The organism is uncultured Microbacterium sp. (genome assembly GCF_964244775.1).
GTDB lineage: Bacteria > Actinomycetota > Actinomycetes > Actinomycetales > Microbacteriaceae > Microbacterium.
On sequence record NZ_CAXTJR010000003.1, the window covers coordinates 316,597 to 334,293 of the forward strand.

Here is a 17,697-nt window from a genome sequence, read left to right on the forward strand (position 1 = left end):
GGGGTCAATAGTCTCGCTCATCGAATGTCGTAGCTATCTGCTATGGAGGAGGTGCGGGATCACGCCCCAGCCTCACCCAGCTGCGTTTCGAGCGCGTCGATCACGGCACGCTGGCCCTTCACGAGGCGCTCGCGTGCAGCATCCAGTCCCACCCATTCCGCGCGGTCGACCTCGGGGAACGATGCGGTCCGCCCCGATCGCGGGGGCCATTCCAGCTCGAACTCTCCGAAGGTGAATCCGGATGCCTCGAATCCAGCCCCGTCCGCGACGAACACGACGATCCGCTTGCCCGACGCGTAGGTGAAGGTGCCGAGCTCGGCGTACGGCACGTCGGGGGCTCTGACCCCGAGCTCTTCCTGGAACTCGCGGTACGCAGCATCCCACGCCGCCTCTTCAGCCTCGACGTACTCGCCCTTGGGGATCGACCAGGCGCCGGCATCCTTGTTCGTCCAGTACGGGCCGCCCATGTGGGCGATCAGCACTTGGGGTTCGCTCTGGAGCCGGTACAGCAGAATGCCGGCGCTGGTCACGGGCATCCTGGCTCAGACCACGCGCTTCTTCGGCGACGTCTCGTACGTCGCGTCGGCATCGGTGACGGCGACCCCCGCCAGCGCGGTCTCGATCGCGGCCATGGTGCCCTCATCCAGCGTTACGCCCGACGCCTTGACCGAGTCTTCGAGCTGCTCGGGGCGGGATGCGCCGACGAGCGCCGCCGACACGTTCGGGTTCTGCAGAACCCAGGCGATCGCGAGCTGCGGCAGCGTGAGCCCCGCCTCCTGGGCGATCGGCTTGAGCTTCTGCACCGCCGTCAGGACATCGTCGTTGAGGAAGCGCTTGATGAATTCAGCGCCGCTCTTCTCGTCGGTCGCGCGGGATCCCTCTGGCAGCGGCTGACCCGGCAGGTACTTGCCGCTCAGCACACCCTGCGCCATCGGCGACCACACGATCTGAGAGATGCCGAGTTCCTCGCTCGCGGGCACGACCTTGCCCTCGATCACCCGCCACAGTGCGGAGTACTGCGGCTGGTTGGAGATGAGCTGGATGCCGAGCTTCGTGGCGAGCGCGTGACCCTCGCGCAGCTGCTCGGCCGTCCACTCCGAGACGCCGATGTAGAGCACCTTGCCCTGCCGCACGATGTCGGCGAAGGCGTGGAAGGTCTCCTCCAGCGGGGTCTCGTAGTCGAAGCGGTGCGCCTGGTAGAGGTCGACGTAGTCGGTGCCGAGTCTCTTGAGCGATCCGTTGATCGAGTCGAGGATGTGCTTGCGGCTGAGGCCGGTGTCGTTGGGACCCAGGGGCCCGGTCGGCCAGTAGACCTTCGTGAAGATCTCGAGCGATTCGCGGCGCTGACCCTTCAGCGCCTCGCCGAGCACCGACTCCGCGCCGGTGTTGGCGTACGCATCGGCCGTGTCGAATGTGGTGATGCCCAGATCGAGCGCCTTGTGCACCGTCTTGATCGCGGCGTCGTTCTCCACCTGCGAGGCGTGCGTGATCCAGTTGCCGTACGTGATCTCCGAGACCTTGAAACCACTGTTGCCGAGAAAGCGATAGTTGACCATGTACCAACGCTAGCCGTGCCTCGAAACCCGCGGCGCCCCTTGACGGATCAGGGCACGCGGTACCCGGCGGAGCGGAACAGTTCGTACCACTCGGCCCTCGTGAAGGGGATGTCGGAACCGAGCGCCGCGTCGGCTACACGCTGGGGGGTCGTCGTACCGAGCACGACCTGAATGCCGGCGGGATGGCGGGTGATCCATGCCGTGGCGATCGCGATCGCCGGCACGTCGTACTTCGCTGCCAGTCGGTCGATAACCGCGTTCAGCTCGGGGTAGTCATCCGAGCCGAGGAACGTCCCGGTGAAAAAGCCGCTCTGGAAGGGCGACCACGCCTGCACGGTGATGCCGTTCACTCGGCAGTAATCGAGGATGCCGCCGCCGTCGAGCGTCACCGACTGGTCGACACCCGCCATGTTGCCCGCCACGCCCTGCGCGATGATCGGGGCGTGCGTGATCGACAGCTGGAGCTGGTTGGCGATCAGCGCCTGAGATACCGAGGTCTTGAGCACGTCGATCTGCCGGGGCGTGTGGTTCGAGACGCCGAAAGCACGGACCTTGCCGGCCGCCTCGAGCTCGTCGAACGCGCGGGCCACCTCGTCGGGCTCGACGAGCGCGTCAGGCCGATGCAGGAGCAGGATGTCGATGTAGTCGGTCTGCAGGGCACGGAGCGACCCCTCGACCGATCCGATGAGGTGCTCGTACGAGAAGTCGAAGTACGGTCCGCCTTCGCCGACGATGCCGGCCTTGGTCTGGAGCGTGATCTCGTCGCGCTCGGACGCACTCAGCTGCATCGCCTCGGCGAAGCGCGCCTCGCACCCGTGCAGCCTGTCGCCATAGATCGCCGCGTGATCGAAGAAGTCGATGCCCGCGTCACGCGCCGTGCCGATGAGCGTGCGGATCTCATCGTCGGTCTTGTCCGCGATGCGCATCAGACCGAGGACGACGTTAGGAGCCTCGGCCTCGCCGAGCGAGATTCTCTTCATGCGTGCCAGCCTACGGACGATGTCCGATGCTCAGACGGGCATCGCCTCGGCGGCGCGCTCGTCGTCTTCCGTCGTCGCCAGCTGTCCGCACGCACCGTCGATCTCTTTGCCGCGAGTGTCGCGGAGAGTGGTCGGGACGCCGGCGGCGTTCAGGCGCCGGACGAACTCTTCGGTCACGTCGCGCTCGGATGCTGTCCAGATCGAGCCGGGCGTCGGGTTCAACGGGATCGGGTTGACGTGCACCCAGCCACGGCCGCGGGCGTTCAGCTTGTCGGCGAGCAGGTCGGCGCGCCAGCCGTGGTCGTTCATGTCCTTGATCAGGGCGTACTCTATCGAGACCCGGCGGCCGGTGGCGTCGAAGTACGCGCGCGCAGCATCCAGTGCCTCGTCGACCTTCCAGCGCGAGTTGACGGGGATCAGCTCGTCGCGCAGCAGGTCGTCAGGGGCATGCAGCGAGAGGGCGAAGGTCACCGGGATCTGCTCGGCGGCGAGCTTGTGGATCGCCGGCACGAGCCCCACCGTCGAGACGGTGATGCCGCGGGCGCTCATGCCGAGCCCGTGCTGCTTGTCGGTCATCACGCGCACGGCCTGCATCACGCGGGCGTAGTTGGCCAGGGGCTCGCCCATGCCCATGAAGACGATGTTGCTGACGCGTTCCGCGGAGTGATCGTCGCGCTTCTTGCCGCCGAGACCTCCGTCGGCGATAAGACGGTTGGCGCGGACGATCTGATCGACGATCTCGGCCGCCGACATGTTGCGGGTCAGGCCCGCCTGGCCGGTCGCGCAGAACGGGCAGTTCATGCCGCACCCGGCCTGCGACGAGACGCACAGTGTGATGCGACCCGGGTAGCGCATCAGCACGGACTCGACGAGCGCGCCGTCGTGCAGCTTCCAGAGGAACTTGATCGTGTCACCGCGATCGGTCTCGAGGCGGCGGACCTCGGTGAGCAACGGCGGGAGGAGCCCCGCGACCAGCTCTTCCCGCCCCGCGGCCGGTAGGTCTGTCATGTGCGCGGGGTCACTCGTGTAGTGCGTGAAGTAGTGGGTCTCGAGCTGCTTGGCGCGAAAGCCCGGCAGGCCGAGATCCTTGAGGCGCGCAGTGCGCTCGGCGGGGTTCAGATCGGCCAGATGCATCGGCGGCTTCCCCCGCTTGGGGCTCGCGAACTGCAGCAGCGGCCGGCCCTCGGCATCCTTCTTCTGGCTCCACCCCTCCGTCGCGGGGCGCACCTGACGCACCGCGCCGAGGCGCTCGGCGCGCGGCGAGGAAGAGTCAGGGGTCTGGGCCATGCCCTCAAGGGTAGAGGACGCGCCTGCGTGATGTCTGGCCGTGGCTTCCCTTGGGGTAGAGGTCTCGCTGGCTGTCAGACGGCGGTCTTCTCCGTCGCGATCGCCGCGCGCTCCCGCCACGTACGGGCCGAGACGCGGTCGAGGTCGACCTGGTGGTGCATCGCTTCGGCGCGCTCGTAGACGGTGGGATCGCCGTAGCTGGTCAGCACCTTCACCAGCACGGGGAGCAATTCGATCATGAAGAACAGCGCGGCGATCAGCCAGTGCGCCCACAACAGTGACGGCTCGCGCGCCGACAGGCGCTCGAGGGCGCCCATCTGACTGAGGAGTCCGACGGCTTCGGCGTTGCCGCCGGCGACTTCCGCGGCACGGTTGTTGTAGGCGGCCAGCGCGGCGTCGTACTGCTGGCGGGCTGCCGGCAGCTCGTCGTTCGCCTGCTGCGTGTTCTGCGCCGCCGAGGTGGCAGCGGCGTCGGTGCTCGCAGAGTTGGCGGCGGCCAGCGCCGTCTGCGCCTGCTGCAGCTGGACCGCGAGCGCGTCGTACGAACTCTGCGCCTGGGCGAGCTGGGCCTGTGCGGCATCCGAGCTCGCGCCGTCGCCGACGACACCGGTGCAGCCGGGCACGGTGCCCGCGCCCTGACCCGTCAGCTCGCACTGGTACAGCGCACGCGACTGGTCGATGACCTTCTGCTGGTCGGCGAGCTGCTGGGTGAGCTGGTCGACGGTCTGCTGCGCGGAGGCGGATTCCGCCGACGTCGGCGAGGTGCCGGCCACGATTCCGGTCGCCGCCTGGTTCTCGAGCGCCGCGACACGGGCGCTCGCGGCATCCAGCGCCTGCTTCTCGGGCCCGGTGGTGACAGCATCCTGATCGGTCTGCGCCTGCACGACGTTGCTCGAGGTGACTTCGCGCGCGATGTCGTTGTGGAACGCCTGCAGCACGAGCGGTTCGGCGACGACGATGCCGATCAGCGCGGCCATGATGACACGCGGGATCGCGAGCCCGATGAGCTTCCAGACGTTTCGGGTCGAGTGCATCGTCGAGGTGAGGAAGCGGTCGAGGTTGAAGATGATGAGCGCCCACACGAGCGCGATCGGCACGGCGGCCCATGGGGTGATGCGCACGCCGGTCAGCAGCGCGAAGAACATCGACAGTGCCGAGACGACCGCGGTTCCGGCGAGCACGAAGAACATCTGCACGAACCGCGAGGTCTCGGACGGCACGTCGTCGAGGACTGCGCCCCGAGCACCGCCGAGGATGGCGAGCAGGCGGGATGCCGGCATCCGGCGCCTCCGCGGAGACTCGCTGCGGCGAGTGGGCTCGGTGTCCGGGACGGGTGCCCGCTCAGGCTCTGGCTCGACGGCGTGCTCAGGTACGATCGGCGCCTCAGGCACGACCTCGACGGGGTTGGTGATATCCCTCAAGTCGCTCAGGTAGAGCTCCTCCTCGTCGTCACCGGTGAGCTCGATGGCTCCATCGGAGCCGAAGCGACCGGGGCGGTGGGCGGAATACGACATCGGGCCAGGGTAGGAGACGGCACCTGTGCATCAGATGCAGAGACCTTGTGAACCCGGTGCATGTCAGCCGGGCCGCCGCTAGCGTGGGCGGCGTGGAGGACGCAGCTGAGCTCGCCGGACTGCGGCGGCGGGCGTACGCGCCGGACGCCGACATCACCGATGACCCCGTCGCCCTCGCTCGGCTGATCGAGCTGGAAGACGCGCTGCGCGCGGGTGCCGCGGCATCCCTCGCCCGTGCCGTCCACGACCGCGGCCCCGATTCCGCACAGCCCGCGGCCGCATCGCCTGCCGCAGGGACGCCGGCGCCTGCGGCCGCTGCATCCGCCGTCGAGGTGGCCTACCCCTCGTGGCACGTCGCACTCGTGGCGGCGGTGGCCGCCGTGGCGATCGTGCTCGCCGCGCTCGCGGCAACCGCGACGCCGCCGTCGGCGCCGACGCTCGCGGAGGGGCCGTCGCTCGCGGAGGTGGTGCCGCCACCCTCGCCCAGCGCCTCCCGTTTCGACGACGTGGGCCCGTTCGCCGACGATCCCGCGGCACGACTGCTGATCGCGGTGCCGATCGGCGGATCAGCGGGCGACTACTTCGACGTGCCCGTCGCGGGCGGCACCCCGCCGTTCCCCGTCGCCGAGGGGCTCCGCTGGTCGGCACCCCTCGGCACCTTCTACGGGTGGGAACTCTGGCTCGCGCGGAGCCAGAACGGACGGCCGTGCGTCGCCCTGGCGCGCGACCGCGACGTGCGAGCGAAATGCCAGCTCCCAGATGACTCGAGCCAGGGTTCGCTGATCGTGTCGGTGCCCTACGCCTCGGTCGTGCCCGCCGACCGCCCCGGCGGCATGGGGCCGGCGGAGAGCATCGGGTACCAGTGGTTCAGCGACCAGACGGTGATGATCGTGGTCGGGCGGGCCAGCAACGACAGCGCCATCATCGGGCGGCGGTAGACGAGGTGGCGTGGCCGCGCCGGCCCGCTCCGCGCGAGCGGCCCCGGCACCCGCACGGGCCGCTACCGTGAGGAGCGTGGACGATGACGCCACCGAACTCGCGGAGCTACGACGTCGCGCCTATGGCCCGGACGCCGATATCGCCTCCGATCCGTCCGCACTGGCGCGCCTCGTCGTGCTGGAAGATGCGGCGCGCGCACCAGCGTCGAACGTCCATGCCGCGCCCGGCCCACCCGATGGTGACATCGAAACCGCGCCTACCCCGCGCGATTCGGCCGTTTCGGCGCCGACGGACGCGACGCGAGTCTCCGGTCGACGGCAACGACCCCCGTGGCACAGCGGTCTGGTGCTCGGGGTCGCTGCCGTCGCGATCGTGCTGGCGAGCATCGGGGCGGAGGCGCCGGCGTTGCCGACGACAACGGCCGCGGCATCCACTCCCCCTGCCCCCGACCCGTTCGGCTCGGCGAGCCCGTTCCACGGCGATCTGACGGCGCATGTGCTGACGCAGGTGCCGACCGACGGCACGCTCGATGCCCTCGGCCCGCCCGATCCGCCCACCTTCCCGATCGCAGAAGACCTGCGGTGGAGCTCTTCGCTCGGCAATCACTACGGCTGGGACTTGTGGCTGGCACGCAGCCGCAGCGGGTTCCCGTGCCTTGCGCTCGCGCGCGATGGCGAGAAAGTGCGAGCGGACTGCATCCTGCCGTCGCGCTTCGATGAGGGGGCGCTCGTCGTGACGCTTCCGTACGAGGCGATCCCGTCGACGGAAAGACCGGAGGGGATGGCGCCGTTCCAGAGTGTCGGCTTCGCGTGGCTCACCGATGATGAGGTGTCGATCATCCTCGGCTGGGCCACCGACCCGCCGGCGCCATAGGCGAAGACGGACTACAGGAAGATGTCGGGGAACATCCGGTCTTCGGGCGTACCGGGCACAGCGGCGTAGCCCGACAGGTCGGTGATGCCGGCCTCCGCGAGCACGTCCTCGACGATGAGCGTCTGCCCGGTGTACTCGCGCGCGGGGCGCAGCAGCACCTCGTACGCGGCATCCGCGTAGATCTCCGGGGTGCGGCTGGCCGCCATCACCCGGTCGCCGCCGAGCAGGTTCTGCACGGCCGCCGTGGCGATCGTCGTGCGCGGCCACAGCGTGTTGGCGGCGATCCCGTCGCTCTGGAACTCCGCCGCGAGCCCGAGGGTCACCATCGTCATGCCGAACTTCGCCAGGGTGTAGCCGGTGTGCGCGCCGAGCCACTTCGGCGTGATGTTCAGCGGCGGCGACAGCGACAGGATGTGCGGGTTCTCGCTCTCGCGCAGAATCGGCACCGCCGCGCGCGACAGCATGAACGTGCCGCGCACGTTGATGTCCTGCATGAGGTCGTACTTCTTGGGCTGCAAGTCGAGCGTTCGCGACAGGTCGATCACGCTCGCGTTGTTGACGATGATGTCGATGCCGCCGAACTCGCCCTCGGTCCCCCGCACCGCCTCGGTGATGTCATCGTCGTTGCGGACGTCGCCGACGATCGCGAGTGCTCTGCCCCCGGCATCCCGAATCCGGTCCGCGGCCGTGTGGATCGTGCCTTCGAGCTTCGGATGCGGGGTGTCGGTCTTGGCGAGTAGGGCGATGTTCGCGCCATCGGCGGCGGCGCGGAGGGCGATCGCCAGGCCGATGCCGCGGCTGCCGCCCGACATGAGGATGGTCTTGCCCGACAGAGACTTCGCGGTCACCGGGCTGCCTTTCGAGTGGATGCTGCGGCGAACGCCGCGACGCGGGCTTGCGCGTCGGGGGTCTCCAGGAATGCCCCGATCGAGGCCGCCTCGACGTCGAGCTGATCGATGAACGTCGTCTCGGCCGCTGAGCGGACGAGATGCTTCGCCTGGCCGTACGCCGCCGTGGCGTTCTCGAGCCAGAACTTCGCCACCTGCTCCGCGCGGCCCTCGACCTCGTCGGCCGCGACGACCTCGGCGACCAGGCCCCAGTCGAGTGCTTCGGCGGACGACAGCATCCGGTCTTGCAGCACGAGCTGCAGCGCACGGCGCTCACCCACCGCGCGCGTCAGCTGAGCGGAGACCGACAGGTCGGGGGTGAGCCCGATGTTCGCGTACAGGCTGCCGATCCGCGAGTTCTCGCCCACGATCGCGTAATCGCTGCACATCAGGATGCCGAGGCCTCCGCCGGCGGTCGTGCCCTGCGCGGCCGCGACGACGGGCTTGGACGACTCGGTGAGCGCCCGGATTCCCGTGTTGATCACCCCGGCGAGCCTCGTGATGTCGGCGCCGGATCCCATCGTGCTCGCCATCGCCAGCACATCTCCGCCCGCGCAGAAGTGCGCGCCGCTCGCGCCGATCAGGATGGCGCGCACATCCTCGCGTGCGACAGCGTCGGTCGTGGCTTCCGCCCACGCGTGGGCGAGCTCGCTCTCGAAGGCGTTCAGGCGGGCAGGGCGGTTCAGGATCAGCCGGGCCAGCCCGTCTTCGACGGTGTAGAGAAGTGCTTCGGACATGCTGTCTCCCTACTTCGGTGCCATGCGGATCGCGCCGTCGAGCCGGATCGTCTCGCCGTTGAGGTACCCGTTCTCGACGATCGCCATCACGAGCTGCGCGTACTCGTCGGGACGACCGAGTCGCTGGGGGTACGGCACCTGCTGACCGAGCGAATCCTGCGCAGCCTGCGGGAGGCCGGCGAGCATCGGTGTCTCCATGATTCCGGGGGCGATCGTGAGCACGCGGATGCCGTGGCGGGCGAGCTCGCGCGCCACCGGAAGGGTCATCGCGTGCACGCCGCCCTTGCTCGCCGAGTAGGCGGGCTGTCCGATCTGGCCGTCGAATGCCGCCACGCTCGCGGTGTTGACGATCACGCCGCGATCGCCGCTCTCGGAGTCGGGTTGGGTGCGCGCCATCGCGGCGGACGCCTGCCCGATCACGTTGAAGGTGCCGATGAGGTTGACCCGGATCACGCGCTCGAAGTCGGCGAGCGGACTCGGGTTGCCGTCTCGATCGAGCACCTTCGCCGGCGGGGCGATGCCGGCGCAGTTGACGACGACTCGGAGCGCGCCCGCTTCCGCGGCGAGCTCGACCGCCGCGGCGACCTGCTCGGGGCTCGTGACGTCGGCGGACGCGAACGTGCCGCCAAGTTCGGCCGCGATATCGGCGCCGGCCGATGACGGCAAGTCGACGATCGTGACTGCGGCTCCCGCCGCGGCGAGGCGCCGCGCGGTGGCCAGGCCCAAGCCGCTGGCGCCGCCCGTGACGAGGGCGGAGGCTCCCGTGAGGTCCATGTGCTCTCCTTCGAACTCGGGTGCCAGCCTAGTTGACACTCGGTGTCAGGTTCAGCGGCCGAGGATGAACGTCCACGAGCCGGTGGCGACCGAGACCGTGACCGCGATGGCCGAGATCGCGGCACCGACGGCCAACAGCATCCATTCCCGCCCCCCGAAACGCGACTCCCGCGCCCACGTGCGAGTGCCCGAGCCACCGAAGCCGCGCGCCTCCATGGCCGTCGCGAGCTTCGACCCGCGCCGGATCGAGAGCACGAGGAGCGCGAACGCCATGCCGAACAGGCGGCGGATGCGCCCCTGATCGGCCACTCCGCGGGCACGGCGGGCGAGCGCGAGCGCGCGCCAGTCGTCGGTGAGCAACCCGATCAGGCGCATGCCGGCGAGCGCGCCGAGCACGAACCTGCTCGGCAGCCGGAGGATCTGCGCGAGGCCGTCGGCAAGATCGGTCGGGTCGACGGTGACGAAGAGCACGACCGCGGGGAGGCCGATCGCCAGCACGCGGAAGAACGTGGCGAGCGCTAGATCGAGCGAGCCTTCGCTGACCCGCACGAGGAACCACTCGAAGAAGATCTGTCCGTCCACCGCGCCGTAGAGCGCAATCGTGACGGCCGTCAGCGGGGCGGCGATCCAGACCGGTGAGGTGCGCACCCAGAACTCGCGCCAGGTGAGGCCCGCGAAGACGAACAGCACCGATTCGAGCGCGAGGGCGGTGGCCGCTGAGACCCAGTCGATCGTGAGGATGAGTGGGGCGCCGATCAGGAGCGCGGCACCGAGCTTGGCGACCGGATTGATTCCGGCGATCGGGCCGCGTCGATCGCGGCGCTGGTCGAGAGCGCTCACCGCGGCGCGTCCAGCGGCAGCCGACGGGCGTGCAGGGCGGTCAGGACCTCTTCGTCATGGCTGATCGCGACGATCGCGGCCGGCGCGTCACCGCCGACGCCTCCGGCACCCCCGGCACCGTCACCGTCTCGCAGGGCGGCGATGATCGCGACGAGCTCGGCCCAGGTCGCGGCATCCTGTCCGAATGTCGGCTCGTCGAGCACGATCACGCGCGGGCGGGTCGCGAGCGTCGCCGCGACGGTGAGCCGGCGCTTCTCGCCGCCCGAGAGCGTGTACGGGTTCGCGCCCGCGAGTGCGGTGAGGCGCAGCCGCTCGAGCAGTTCGTCGACGCGTGCGGCGATGAGCTCTTCGGGCAGCCCCAGTGCGCGCGGCCCCACCGCGAGTTCGGCGCGCACGGTGGTGGCGAGCAGTTGATGCTCGGGGTCTTGGAACACCGTGCCGATGCGTGTCAGCAGCTGGCGGGAACTCCACGAGATCGGGGCGCCGCGCGCGCCGTCACTGAGCAGAGCGGATGCCTCGACCCGGCCGCTCTCGGGCGGGATGAGTCCTGCGAGGGTGGGGCCGAGGGTCGACTTGCCCGAGCCGTTGGCGCCGGTGATGCCGAGCACTTCGCCCGCACGCACCGAGATCTGCAGCGGCCCCGCGACCGGCACTCCGCGGCGGCGCGCGACGACCAGTTCGTGCCCGCGCAGCAGCTCGTCACCGGCGGGGCGCGCCGGGGGCGGGGGCACGACAGGACGGATGCCGGGCACCCACACTCCCGCCGAGGCGAGCTCTGCGCCGCGTGCGTGCAGCACGTCGTCGGGTGTGCCGTCGGCGAGGACGCCGCCGGCGCCGGCCCCGCCCAGCACGATCACGCGATCTACGACCGGAAGCCACACGTCCAGGCGATGTTCCACGACCACGAGGGTCGCCCCGGTCTTCGCGAGTGCGCGGGTCACGGCATCCCGCACCTCGATGACTCCTGCCGGATCGAGATTCGCGGTCGGCTCGTCGAGCAGGATCGCGCCCGGCGCCATCGCGAGCACTCCGGCGAGGGCGAGGCGCTGCTTCTGACCTCCGCTCAGCGCAGAGGTCGACCGATCGAGGTCGACCTCGAGGCCGACGTCGTCGAGCGCGGCGCGCACGCGCTGCCAGATCTCGGCGCGCGGCACGCCCAGGTTCTCGCAGCCGAAGGCGACGTCGTCGCCCACCCGGGCGAGGATCGCCTGGCTGTCGGGATCCTGCAGGACGAGCCCGACGCGCCCGCGAACGGATGCTGCGACCTCGCCGTCCACGAGCAGGGCGCCGCGCGCTTCGCCCTCGTCGTCACCGCCGAGCACGCCGGCAAGGCCCTGCAGGAGCGTCGACTTGCCGGAGCCGGAGGCGCCGAGCAGCAGCACGCGCTCCCCCGGCTCGATGCGGAAGGCGACGTCTTCCAGCGCCCAGCGCCGGCGGGTGGCGTGCCGCCACGCCCACCCGCGTGCCTCCAGCGCCGCGGGCGTGGAAGGCGTGGCGCTGCCACCGACGGCAGGCGCGCCCACTCCTAGACGCGCGCGGTGTTCTCGCGGCCCGACGCGAACCGGCTGAGGGCGCCCGTCCGCGCGAGCCCGCGCGCGATCAGCCACGACCCGATGCCGGCGATGACGGCACCCGAGATCGTCGTGCTGATGATGTAGATGACGACGAAGGCGGTGTCGGCGCCGGCGTACCAGATGATGCTGTCGTTGATGCCGCAGGCCACGCCTGCCGCCGCGCCGGCGAGGATCGCGACCGGCAGCCGGAACGACGCGTAGAGGAACGCGAGGAACACCAGTTCCGCGCCGAGGCCCTGCACCAGGCCCGACACGATCGTCCACGGACCCCACTGCGCGCCGATCAGCGCCGAGATGATCGCCGCGACGGTCTCGGTGAAGAGGGCCGCGCCGGGCTTGCGGATGATGAGTCCGCCCAGCACGCCGGCGAACAGCCACGGACCGGCCATCAGCCCCTGCAGGCCCGGGAGTATCGCCGAGAGCGCGGCGCCCGGCACCTGGTAGCCGATGTTCCAGAGCAGGAACACCAGGGACGAGGCGACCGCGATGACGCTGGCCACGACGATGTCGACGACGCGCCACCGCCAGATGATCGGGGTGCGACCCGGGCGTGCGCTCCTGCCGGTTCTTCCGGCTGTCGAAGGCGTGGAAACACTCATTCTGGCTCCTCCCTGCGCTGGCATGATCCAGATCAGGTTCGACGGTCGAAGCGTGGATCGCTTCCTCTCAGCCCGGCTCACCGGACTCCCGTGTTGTGGCATTGAGTATAGCCCTGCGTTCGTCCGGTAACTTAAGCGGATGACGCTCGTCTCGCCGCCGCCGGAGGCCGCGCCGACCCGCGCCGCCGCGCGGGCAGCGGCAGCCGCTGCGGCGGCGGCTGCCGCCACAGCCGGCCCGCCGCAGCGCGTCGCGTTCTCGTGGGTGGACGAAGCATCCATCGCTCGCCCTGCCCGCGCGCTCGAGAGTCTCGACACGAACTCGCTCGTTCCGGTCGAGCCCGACCTGCTGTCCGACCCGCCGCGTCGGTCGCCGTGGCGCGCGGGCGTGCTCGCACCGATCGGCATCGCCGCCGCACTCGTGGGTGCGTACTCGGCGGCGACCCTGCTCTGGCCGCTTTACGCGGTCGCTCCGACGATCACAGCGGTGCAGATCACGTCAGCGCCGGCGGCGGCCGCCGCCCCGGCCTGGCCCGCGACGGGCAGCGCCGCGATCTCGGTCGATGGGGTGGGTCAGCTGACCTCGACGTCGGACCCCGAGTCGATGGCGAGCATCACGAAGGTCGTCACCGCGCTGCTCGTGCTCGACCAGATGCCGCTCGCGCTCGGCGAGCAGGGCCCCGAGTTCCGCTTCACGCAGGCCGACCAGGACGACTACTGGAACTACCTCTCCAACGACGAGTCGGCGCTCGACGTGCCGGTCGACGGCACGCTCACCGAGTATCAGCTGCTGGAGGGGATGCTGGTGGGCTCGGCGGGCAACTACGCCGACCGCCTCGCGAGCAACCTGTGGCCCTCCGATCGCGTGTTCGCCGCTGCCGCCGAGAGCTGGCTGACCGCGCACGGCGTGCCCGGCATCACGGTGCTCGATCCGACCGGCATCGACTCAGGCAACACGGCGAGCCCCGACGCCCTGATCCCGCTCGCACAGCGCGCGCTCGAAAACCCTGTGATCGCCGAGATCGTCGCCAAGAAGTCGATCGATCTTCCGGGCGCCGGGGTGGTCGAGAACACGAACGGGCTGCTCGCCGACGCCGGTGTGATCGGCGTGAAGACGGGGTCTCTTGACGCCTTCAACCTGCTGTCGGCCAAGAACGTGACGATCGGCGACACCACGGTACGGCTGTACGCCTCGGTGCTCGGGCAGCCGGACGACGAGGCGCGACTCGCCGCCAGTCGGGCGCTCTACGCGCAGCTCGAGCAGGAGCTGCAGTCGCGTCCTTCGGTGCTCTCCGGCACGGTCACCGGGGTCGTCACCACCCGGTGGGGCGAAAGCGTCGACATCGTCACCTCCGCCGACGCCGGCGTGATCCTCTGGAACGGCGGAACAGGTGCCGTCGCGACGACCTCCGCGCTGGGCGACAACCGTACGGGCGGCGACGCGGTCGGCTCGCTCGAGGTCACCGGTCCGCTGAACTCCACCACCGTGGGGCTGCAGCTGGCGGCCGACATCCCAGATCCGAGCCCGTGGTGGCGCCTGACCCATCCGCTCGATCTGTTCGGCCTCGCGGGCTGAACCGGCTCGCGCTCAGACGAACCGTGCGGCCTGCTGCAGGCGGGTGCGGACGTCGAAGACCTCGTTGCCGCCGATCGATCGCGCCCCGGAGGCACCGCGCCGCAGCACGGTCGACAGGGCGCTGCGCGCGACGATGACGACGGGGATGCCGCGCACCCGGCCGAGCTCATCGATCGTGGTCTCGATGTCGTCGTCGGGGAGCACCACGAGCGCACCACTGAACCGCACGCCCGCGGCGCGCGCGATGACCCGCATCCGTCCGAGCAGGTCGGCGATCGGGGCGCCGGTCACACCGTCGCCGACGATCTCGCCCCGGCGCAGGCGCACGGGGCCGCCGAAGTCTTCCGACAGCACGCCGTAGAGGCCGCTCGGGCCCAGCACGATGTGGTCGAGCTTCGATTCGGGGTCGCCCGAGCGCCCGCCGGCGGCGACGTCGTGCCACACCGTGTATCCCATGCCCAGGTCGGCGACGATCCGCGCCGTCGCCTCTTCGGCGAGGGCGTCGGCCAGGAGCCTGCGCAGGTGGTGCGGAGCCGAGCGGACCACCGCGGGATCGTACGGGTCGTCGAGCGCGACCCCGCGGCCCGCCCACTCGCGGATGAGGGTGAGGTAGCGCTCGCGGCGCCATCCCCCCGGCTGACCGTACGACCGGGCGCGCGGGCGGGTGTCGGCCTGCGCGGACGCAGGGCGCCAGGCCGCCGTCGCGCTCGCCGGGGCGAACGCTTCCGCGAAGCCGTGCCCGCGGTCGTACGCGGCCCGCGCATCCTCGGTTCCGACGAGCTCCCACGCACGCTGCACCTGGATGAATACGGCGGCATCACCGCCGGTGTCGGGGTGCGTCTGACGCATGCGCAGGCGGTAGGCCTTGCGCAGGGCGTCGTCGTCGACCGAGGGCTCCACCCCCAGGACGTCGTACGCCGAGGCAGACAGCGGACTGTCGAACACGCTCGCTCCCCTCGATCCGGCGCGTTACAGGCTAACCCCGATCGATGGGTCCGGGCTGAGCGCCCGGCTCAGCGCCGCTCGTTGCGGCGGGCGTAGGCGGCGGCGCTGCGGCTGGAAAGCGCCAGCAGCACGAGGATGTCGAAGGCGAGCGACAACAGGCTCGTCTTGAGCGTGATCTCCTGGCCTTCGGTCCACCAGCTGACGAATGAGAAGGAGATGGACACGACCGAGAAGAGCATCACGATCACGCGCGCGACATTGCTCCCGCGATACGTCAGCAGACCGAGCACCCCGTCCACGAGCAGCGCCGCACCGCCGACCACGACCACGACGGTGAGTCCGGCGGCGGCGAGCTCGGGCGAGATGACCACATCGGTGAGCGCGGCATCGGCCTGGCTGGCCAGCGTCTTCCAGCTGAACGAGATGTCGGTCAGCAGCAGCGCGCCCGCGATCACGCGCAGCAGCACGAGCACCGCGCCGGCGACGGTCGTTATCGGACGCTTCATCTCGGGGTCGTACACCACGGGCTGCATGAGCCGAGCGGCAGGCTCGTATGCGGGGCGCTTGCCGGGGTCGCGCGGCAGCTCGGTCGGCCGGCGGTCGGAATCGGTCATGCCACCACCTCCTGGACCGAGGTGACATCGACGATCGGCAGGTCGCCGTCGGTGCGGATGCTGTCGCCCCCGCCGTTTCGCGCGTGATAGCCCGTCGAGAAGTCGGCGATCACGTCCACGGTGATCCGCGGATCAGCGGCCGTGACCGTCTGCACGATGTGATCGCGCTCGACGTCGGTGTCGGCATCGATGCGGTGGGTGATCTGGAGGGTGAACAGCGACAGGCCGACAGCCGTGTCGAACGTGCCCGCCGCCACCCAGTCCACGCGACGGCCGCCCGGCAGCAGCCATCCCTCGGGGCACTCCCAGAACCGCACGTGGTGCCGTTGCGCGGGGTTGCCCGACACCTCCTGCTGGAACGCGAAGTCCTGCTGGCGGCCGAAGAGGAACAGCGGGCTCACCGGCGCCTCGTCGTAGCTGCGGCGGGTCAGGGTCGACAGCACGATGCGCCACGACGAGCCGAAGGTGACCGGGTCGGCCCGCGTCCAGCCGGCCGCACCGAGCGCCGCGGCGATCTGCTCGCCCGACCCCATGAACGCGAGATTCACGGGGTCGCCGAGCAGTCCGTCGCTCGTGCGTGCGCGGCCGATGAAATAGTCCGGCACGTAGATCGTCGTGAGGATCCGATGCAGTCGAGGCAGCACGAGGTAGGCCAGCAGCACCCAGAAGGCGATGACGGCGATGATGCCCCACCAGCCGAGCTGGAACGTCTCGGTGAAGCTCAGATACGCGAGCCAGATGGCGGCGACGCCGGCGAAGACGAAGAAGAACCAGTCCAGGGCGATACCCACCGAGTACGCGCGACGGCGCCTGGCTGTCTTCGCGCTGGGGTCGGCCACTGCTAGCTCCAGAGGGGCTGCGACGGCACGAAGGAGAAGGCGGATGCTGTGAGGTCCGGCGCGAGCTCGTCGATCGTGGCCGGCTGCCAGCGCGGGTTGCGGTCCTTGTCGACGAGCTGTGCGCGGATGCCCTCGAGCAGGTCGGGCTGCGTCTGGGCGAACCACATCACCAGGCCGTACTCCTGGGCGAGCGCGGCACGCAGATCGGGGAGGGTGCGGGCGCGGCGGACGGCCTCGAGAGTGATCGTCAGAGCGGTGGGCGACGAAGTGGTGAGCAGCTCCGCAGTGGTCGCCGCCTCCGGCTCGGGTCGCGCGCGAAGGCGCTGGATGATCTCGGCGACCGTGTCGGCAGAGAACGCGTCGTCGATCCACCCCTGGGCCGCCTCGAGCGACGAGGCGCCGGCGGTCTCGTCGAACAGCAGCACGATCTCGGTGGGACTGGACGGGTCTGCCCTGGTCTGCAGCGCCTCGCGGAGCCCGTCGAGGTGCGCGACGGGCACGAAGTAGTCGGCGAATCCGCAGTGGATCGCGTCCGCAGCATCCATCGACGCGCCGGTCAGTCCGAGGTACTCCCCCAGGCGTCCGGGAGCGCGCCCGAGCAGCCAGGTGCCGCCGACGTCGGGGGTGAAGCCGATCCGGGTCTCGGGCATGGCGAGCTTCGAGCGCTCGGTCACGACCCGGATCGCCGCGTGGCCGGCCAGGCCGATCCCGCCGCCCATCGTGATGCCGTCGGCGAGCACGACGAACGGCTTCGGATATTCGGCGATCCGAGCGTTCAGCGCGTACTCGGCCAGGAAGAAGCCGGCCGTCGCCGCGGCGTCGTCCGACGCGATCTGGCCGTAGAGCCCGCGCACGTCGCCGCCCGCGCAGAATCCGCGTTCGCCCGCGCCGTCGAGCACCACGATGTCGACGTCGACGTCGGAGTCGGCCGCCCAGGCATCCAGCGCACGGGCGAGGTCGCGCACCATCCCCAGATCCAGCGCGTTGATCGCCTCGGGACGATTGAGGGTCAGATGGCCGAGCGCGCCGCGCGTGCGAGCGAGCACACGGGATGCGGAACTCTGGCCCGTCGCAGCGTCGTCCTTCACAGGGGCAAGGTTAGCGTCGGGGTCGGCGTCTTCTGCGGATCACACCTGGAGATGACTTTTCCGCAAAGATGAGGGAAA

Annotated in this window: 18 protein-coding genes and 1 riboswitch; of the genes, 3 read left to right on the plus strand and 15 right to left on the minus strand. The window is 70.3% G+C overall.

Features of this window, described 5'->3' with window-relative positions; genetic code table 11:
- Positions 1 to 59: 59 nt before the first annotated feature.
- The 5 genes from ACFE6Z_RS08545 to ACFE6Z_RS08565 all read right to left on the minus strand — a co-directional run bounded on the left by ACFE6Z_RS08545 (position 60) and on the right by ACFE6Z_RS08565 (position 5,337).
- Positions 60 to 536: an NUDIX domain-containing protein gene (locus tag ACFE6Z_RS08545; protein WP_375385299.1), complete on the minus strand. Its 477-nt coding sequence runs from the start codon at positions 534 to 536 to the stop codon at positions 60 to 62.
- Positions 537 to 542: 6 nt separating this feature from the next.
- The gene (locus ACFE6Z_RS08550; RefSeq protein ID WP_375385300.1) at positions 543 to 1,556 is read right to left on the minus strand and encodes an aldo/keto reductase family protein; all 1,014 of its coding nucleotides are present in this window, start codon (positions 1,554 to 1,556) and stop codon (positions 543 to 545) included.
- A gap of 47 nt (positions 1,557 to 1,603) precedes the next feature.
- Positions 1,604 to 2,536, minus strand: coding sequence for an aldo/keto reductase family oxidoreductase (locus tag ACFE6Z_RS08555; protein ID WP_375385301.1), 933 nt, complete (start codon positions 2,534 to 2,536; stop codon positions 1,604 to 1,606).
- Between the two features lie 30 nt (positions 2,537 to 2,566).
- Positions 2,567 to 3,823, minus strand: a complete 1,257-nt coding sequence (gene rlmN / locus ACFE6Z_RS08560) for a 23S rRNA (adenine(2503)-C(2))-methyltransferase RlmN (RefSeq protein ID WP_375385302.1) — start codon at positions 3,821 to 3,823, stop codon at positions 2,567 to 2,569.
- Between the two features lie 74 nt (positions 3,824 to 3,897).
- Positions 3,898 to 5,337, minus strand: coding sequence for a DUF4407 domain-containing protein (locus ACFE6Z_RS08565; protein ID WP_375385303.1), 1,440 nt, complete (start codon positions 5,335 to 5,337; stop codon positions 3,898 to 3,900).
- A 92-nt stretch (positions 5,338 to 5,429) separates the two neighbouring features.
- Here ACFE6Z_RS08565 and ACFE6Z_RS08570 point away from each other — a divergent pair, with 92 nt between their 5' ends.
- The gene (locus tag ACFE6Z_RS08570; RefSeq protein WP_375385304.1) at positions 5,430 to 6,275 is read left to right on the plus strand and encodes a hypothetical protein; all 846 of its coding nucleotides are present in this window, start codon (positions 5,430 to 5,432) and stop codon (positions 6,273 to 6,275) included.
- 76 nt (positions 6,276 to 6,351) lie between these two features.
- Positions 6,352 to 7,149 (plus strand): hypothetical protein, encoded by a 798-nt coding sequence (locus ACFE6Z_RS08575; RefSeq protein ID WP_375385305.1) that lies wholly within the window; start codon positions 6,352 to 6,354, stop codon positions 7,147 to 7,149.
- 11 nt (positions 7,150 to 7,160) lie between these two features.
- Here ACFE6Z_RS08575 and ACFE6Z_RS08580 read toward each other — a convergent pair whose 3' ends face one another.
- From ACFE6Z_RS08580 to ACFE6Z_RS08605, 6 genes are all read right to left on the minus strand, one after another.
- Complete coding sequence (locus tag ACFE6Z_RS08580) at positions 7,161 to 7,997, minus strand: SDR family oxidoreductase (RefSeq protein ID WP_375385306.1); 837 nt, start codon at positions 7,995 to 7,997, stop codon at positions 7,161 to 7,163.
- A complete protein-coding gene (locus ACFE6Z_RS08585) occupies positions 7,994 to 8,773 on the minus strand; it encodes an enoyl-CoA hydratase/isomerase family protein (protein WP_375385307.1) in 780 nt (259 codons plus the stop codon). The genes ACFE6Z_RS08580 and ACFE6Z_RS08585 overlap by 4 nt, the downstream gene beginning before the upstream one ends.
- A 9-nt stretch (positions 8,774 to 8,782) precedes the next feature.
- Complete coding sequence (locus tag ACFE6Z_RS08590; RefSeq protein WP_375385308.1) at positions 8,783 to 9,547, minus strand: SDR family NAD(P)-dependent oxidoreductase; 765 nt, start codon at positions 9,545 to 9,547, stop codon at positions 8,783 to 8,785.
- Positions 9,548 to 9,598: 51 nt separating this feature from the next.
- Complete coding sequence (locus ACFE6Z_RS08595) at positions 9,599 to 10,387, minus strand: energy-coupling factor transporter transmembrane component T family protein (RefSeq protein WP_375385309.1); 789 nt, start codon at positions 10,385 to 10,387, stop codon at positions 9,599 to 9,601.
- Entirely contained in the window at positions 10,384 to 11,910 is a 1,527-nt protein-coding gene (locus ACFE6Z_RS08600) for an ABC transporter ATP-binding protein (RefSeq protein WP_375385310.1), read from the minus strand. Before ACFE6Z_RS08600 ends, ACFE6Z_RS08595 begins: the two co-directional genes overlap by 4 nt.
- 2 nt (positions 11,911 to 11,912) lie before the next feature.
- Complete coding sequence (locus ACFE6Z_RS08605; protein WP_375385311.1) at positions 11,913 to 12,560, minus strand: ECF transporter S component; 648 nt, start codon at positions 12,558 to 12,560, stop codon at positions 11,913 to 11,915.
- Positions 12,553 to 12,662: riboswitch (TPP riboswitch) on the minus strand. Its footprint overlaps the gene before it by 8 nt.
- A gap of 37 nt (positions 12,663 to 12,699) precedes the next feature.
- Between ACFE6Z_RS08605 and ACFE6Z_RS08610 the strand changes: the two genes are divergently transcribed.
- The gene (locus tag ACFE6Z_RS08610) at positions 12,700 to 14,133 is read left to right on the plus strand and encodes a D-alanyl-D-alanine carboxypeptidase family protein (RefSeq protein WP_375385312.1); all 1,434 of its coding nucleotides are present in this window, start codon (positions 12,700 to 12,702) and stop codon (positions 14,131 to 14,133) included.
- Between the two features lie 12 nt (positions 14,134 to 14,145).
- Here the strand turns inward: ACFE6Z_RS08610 and ACFE6Z_RS08615 are convergent, their stop codons facing one another.
- The 4 genes from ACFE6Z_RS08615 to ACFE6Z_RS08630 form a co-directional block, all read right to left on the minus strand.
- Complete coding sequence (locus ACFE6Z_RS08615) at positions 14,146 to 15,078, minus strand: DnaJ domain-containing protein (protein ID WP_375385313.1); 933 nt, start codon at positions 15,076 to 15,078, stop codon at positions 14,146 to 14,148.
- A gap of 68 nt (positions 15,079 to 15,146) precedes the next feature.
- Positions 15,147 to 15,692: a hypothetical protein gene (locus tag ACFE6Z_RS08620; protein WP_375385314.1), complete on the minus strand. Its 546-nt coding sequence runs from the start codon at positions 15,690 to 15,692 to the stop codon at positions 15,147 to 15,149.
- Positions 15,689 to 16,531 (minus strand): LssY C-terminal domain-containing protein, encoded by an 843-nt coding sequence (locus ACFE6Z_RS08625; RefSeq protein ID WP_375385315.1) that lies wholly within the window; start codon positions 16,529 to 16,531, stop codon positions 15,689 to 15,691. The genes ACFE6Z_RS08620 and ACFE6Z_RS08625 overlap by 4 nt, the downstream gene beginning before the upstream one ends.
- A gap of 2 nt (positions 16,532 to 16,533) precedes the next feature.
- The gene (locus tag ACFE6Z_RS08630; protein ID WP_375385316.1) at positions 16,534 to 17,619 is read right to left on the minus strand and encodes an enoyl-CoA hydratase/isomerase family protein; all 1,086 of its coding nucleotides are present in this window, start codon (positions 17,617 to 17,619) and stop codon (positions 16,534 to 16,536) included.
- Between the last annotated feature and the right edge of the window lie 78 nt (positions 17,620 to 17,697).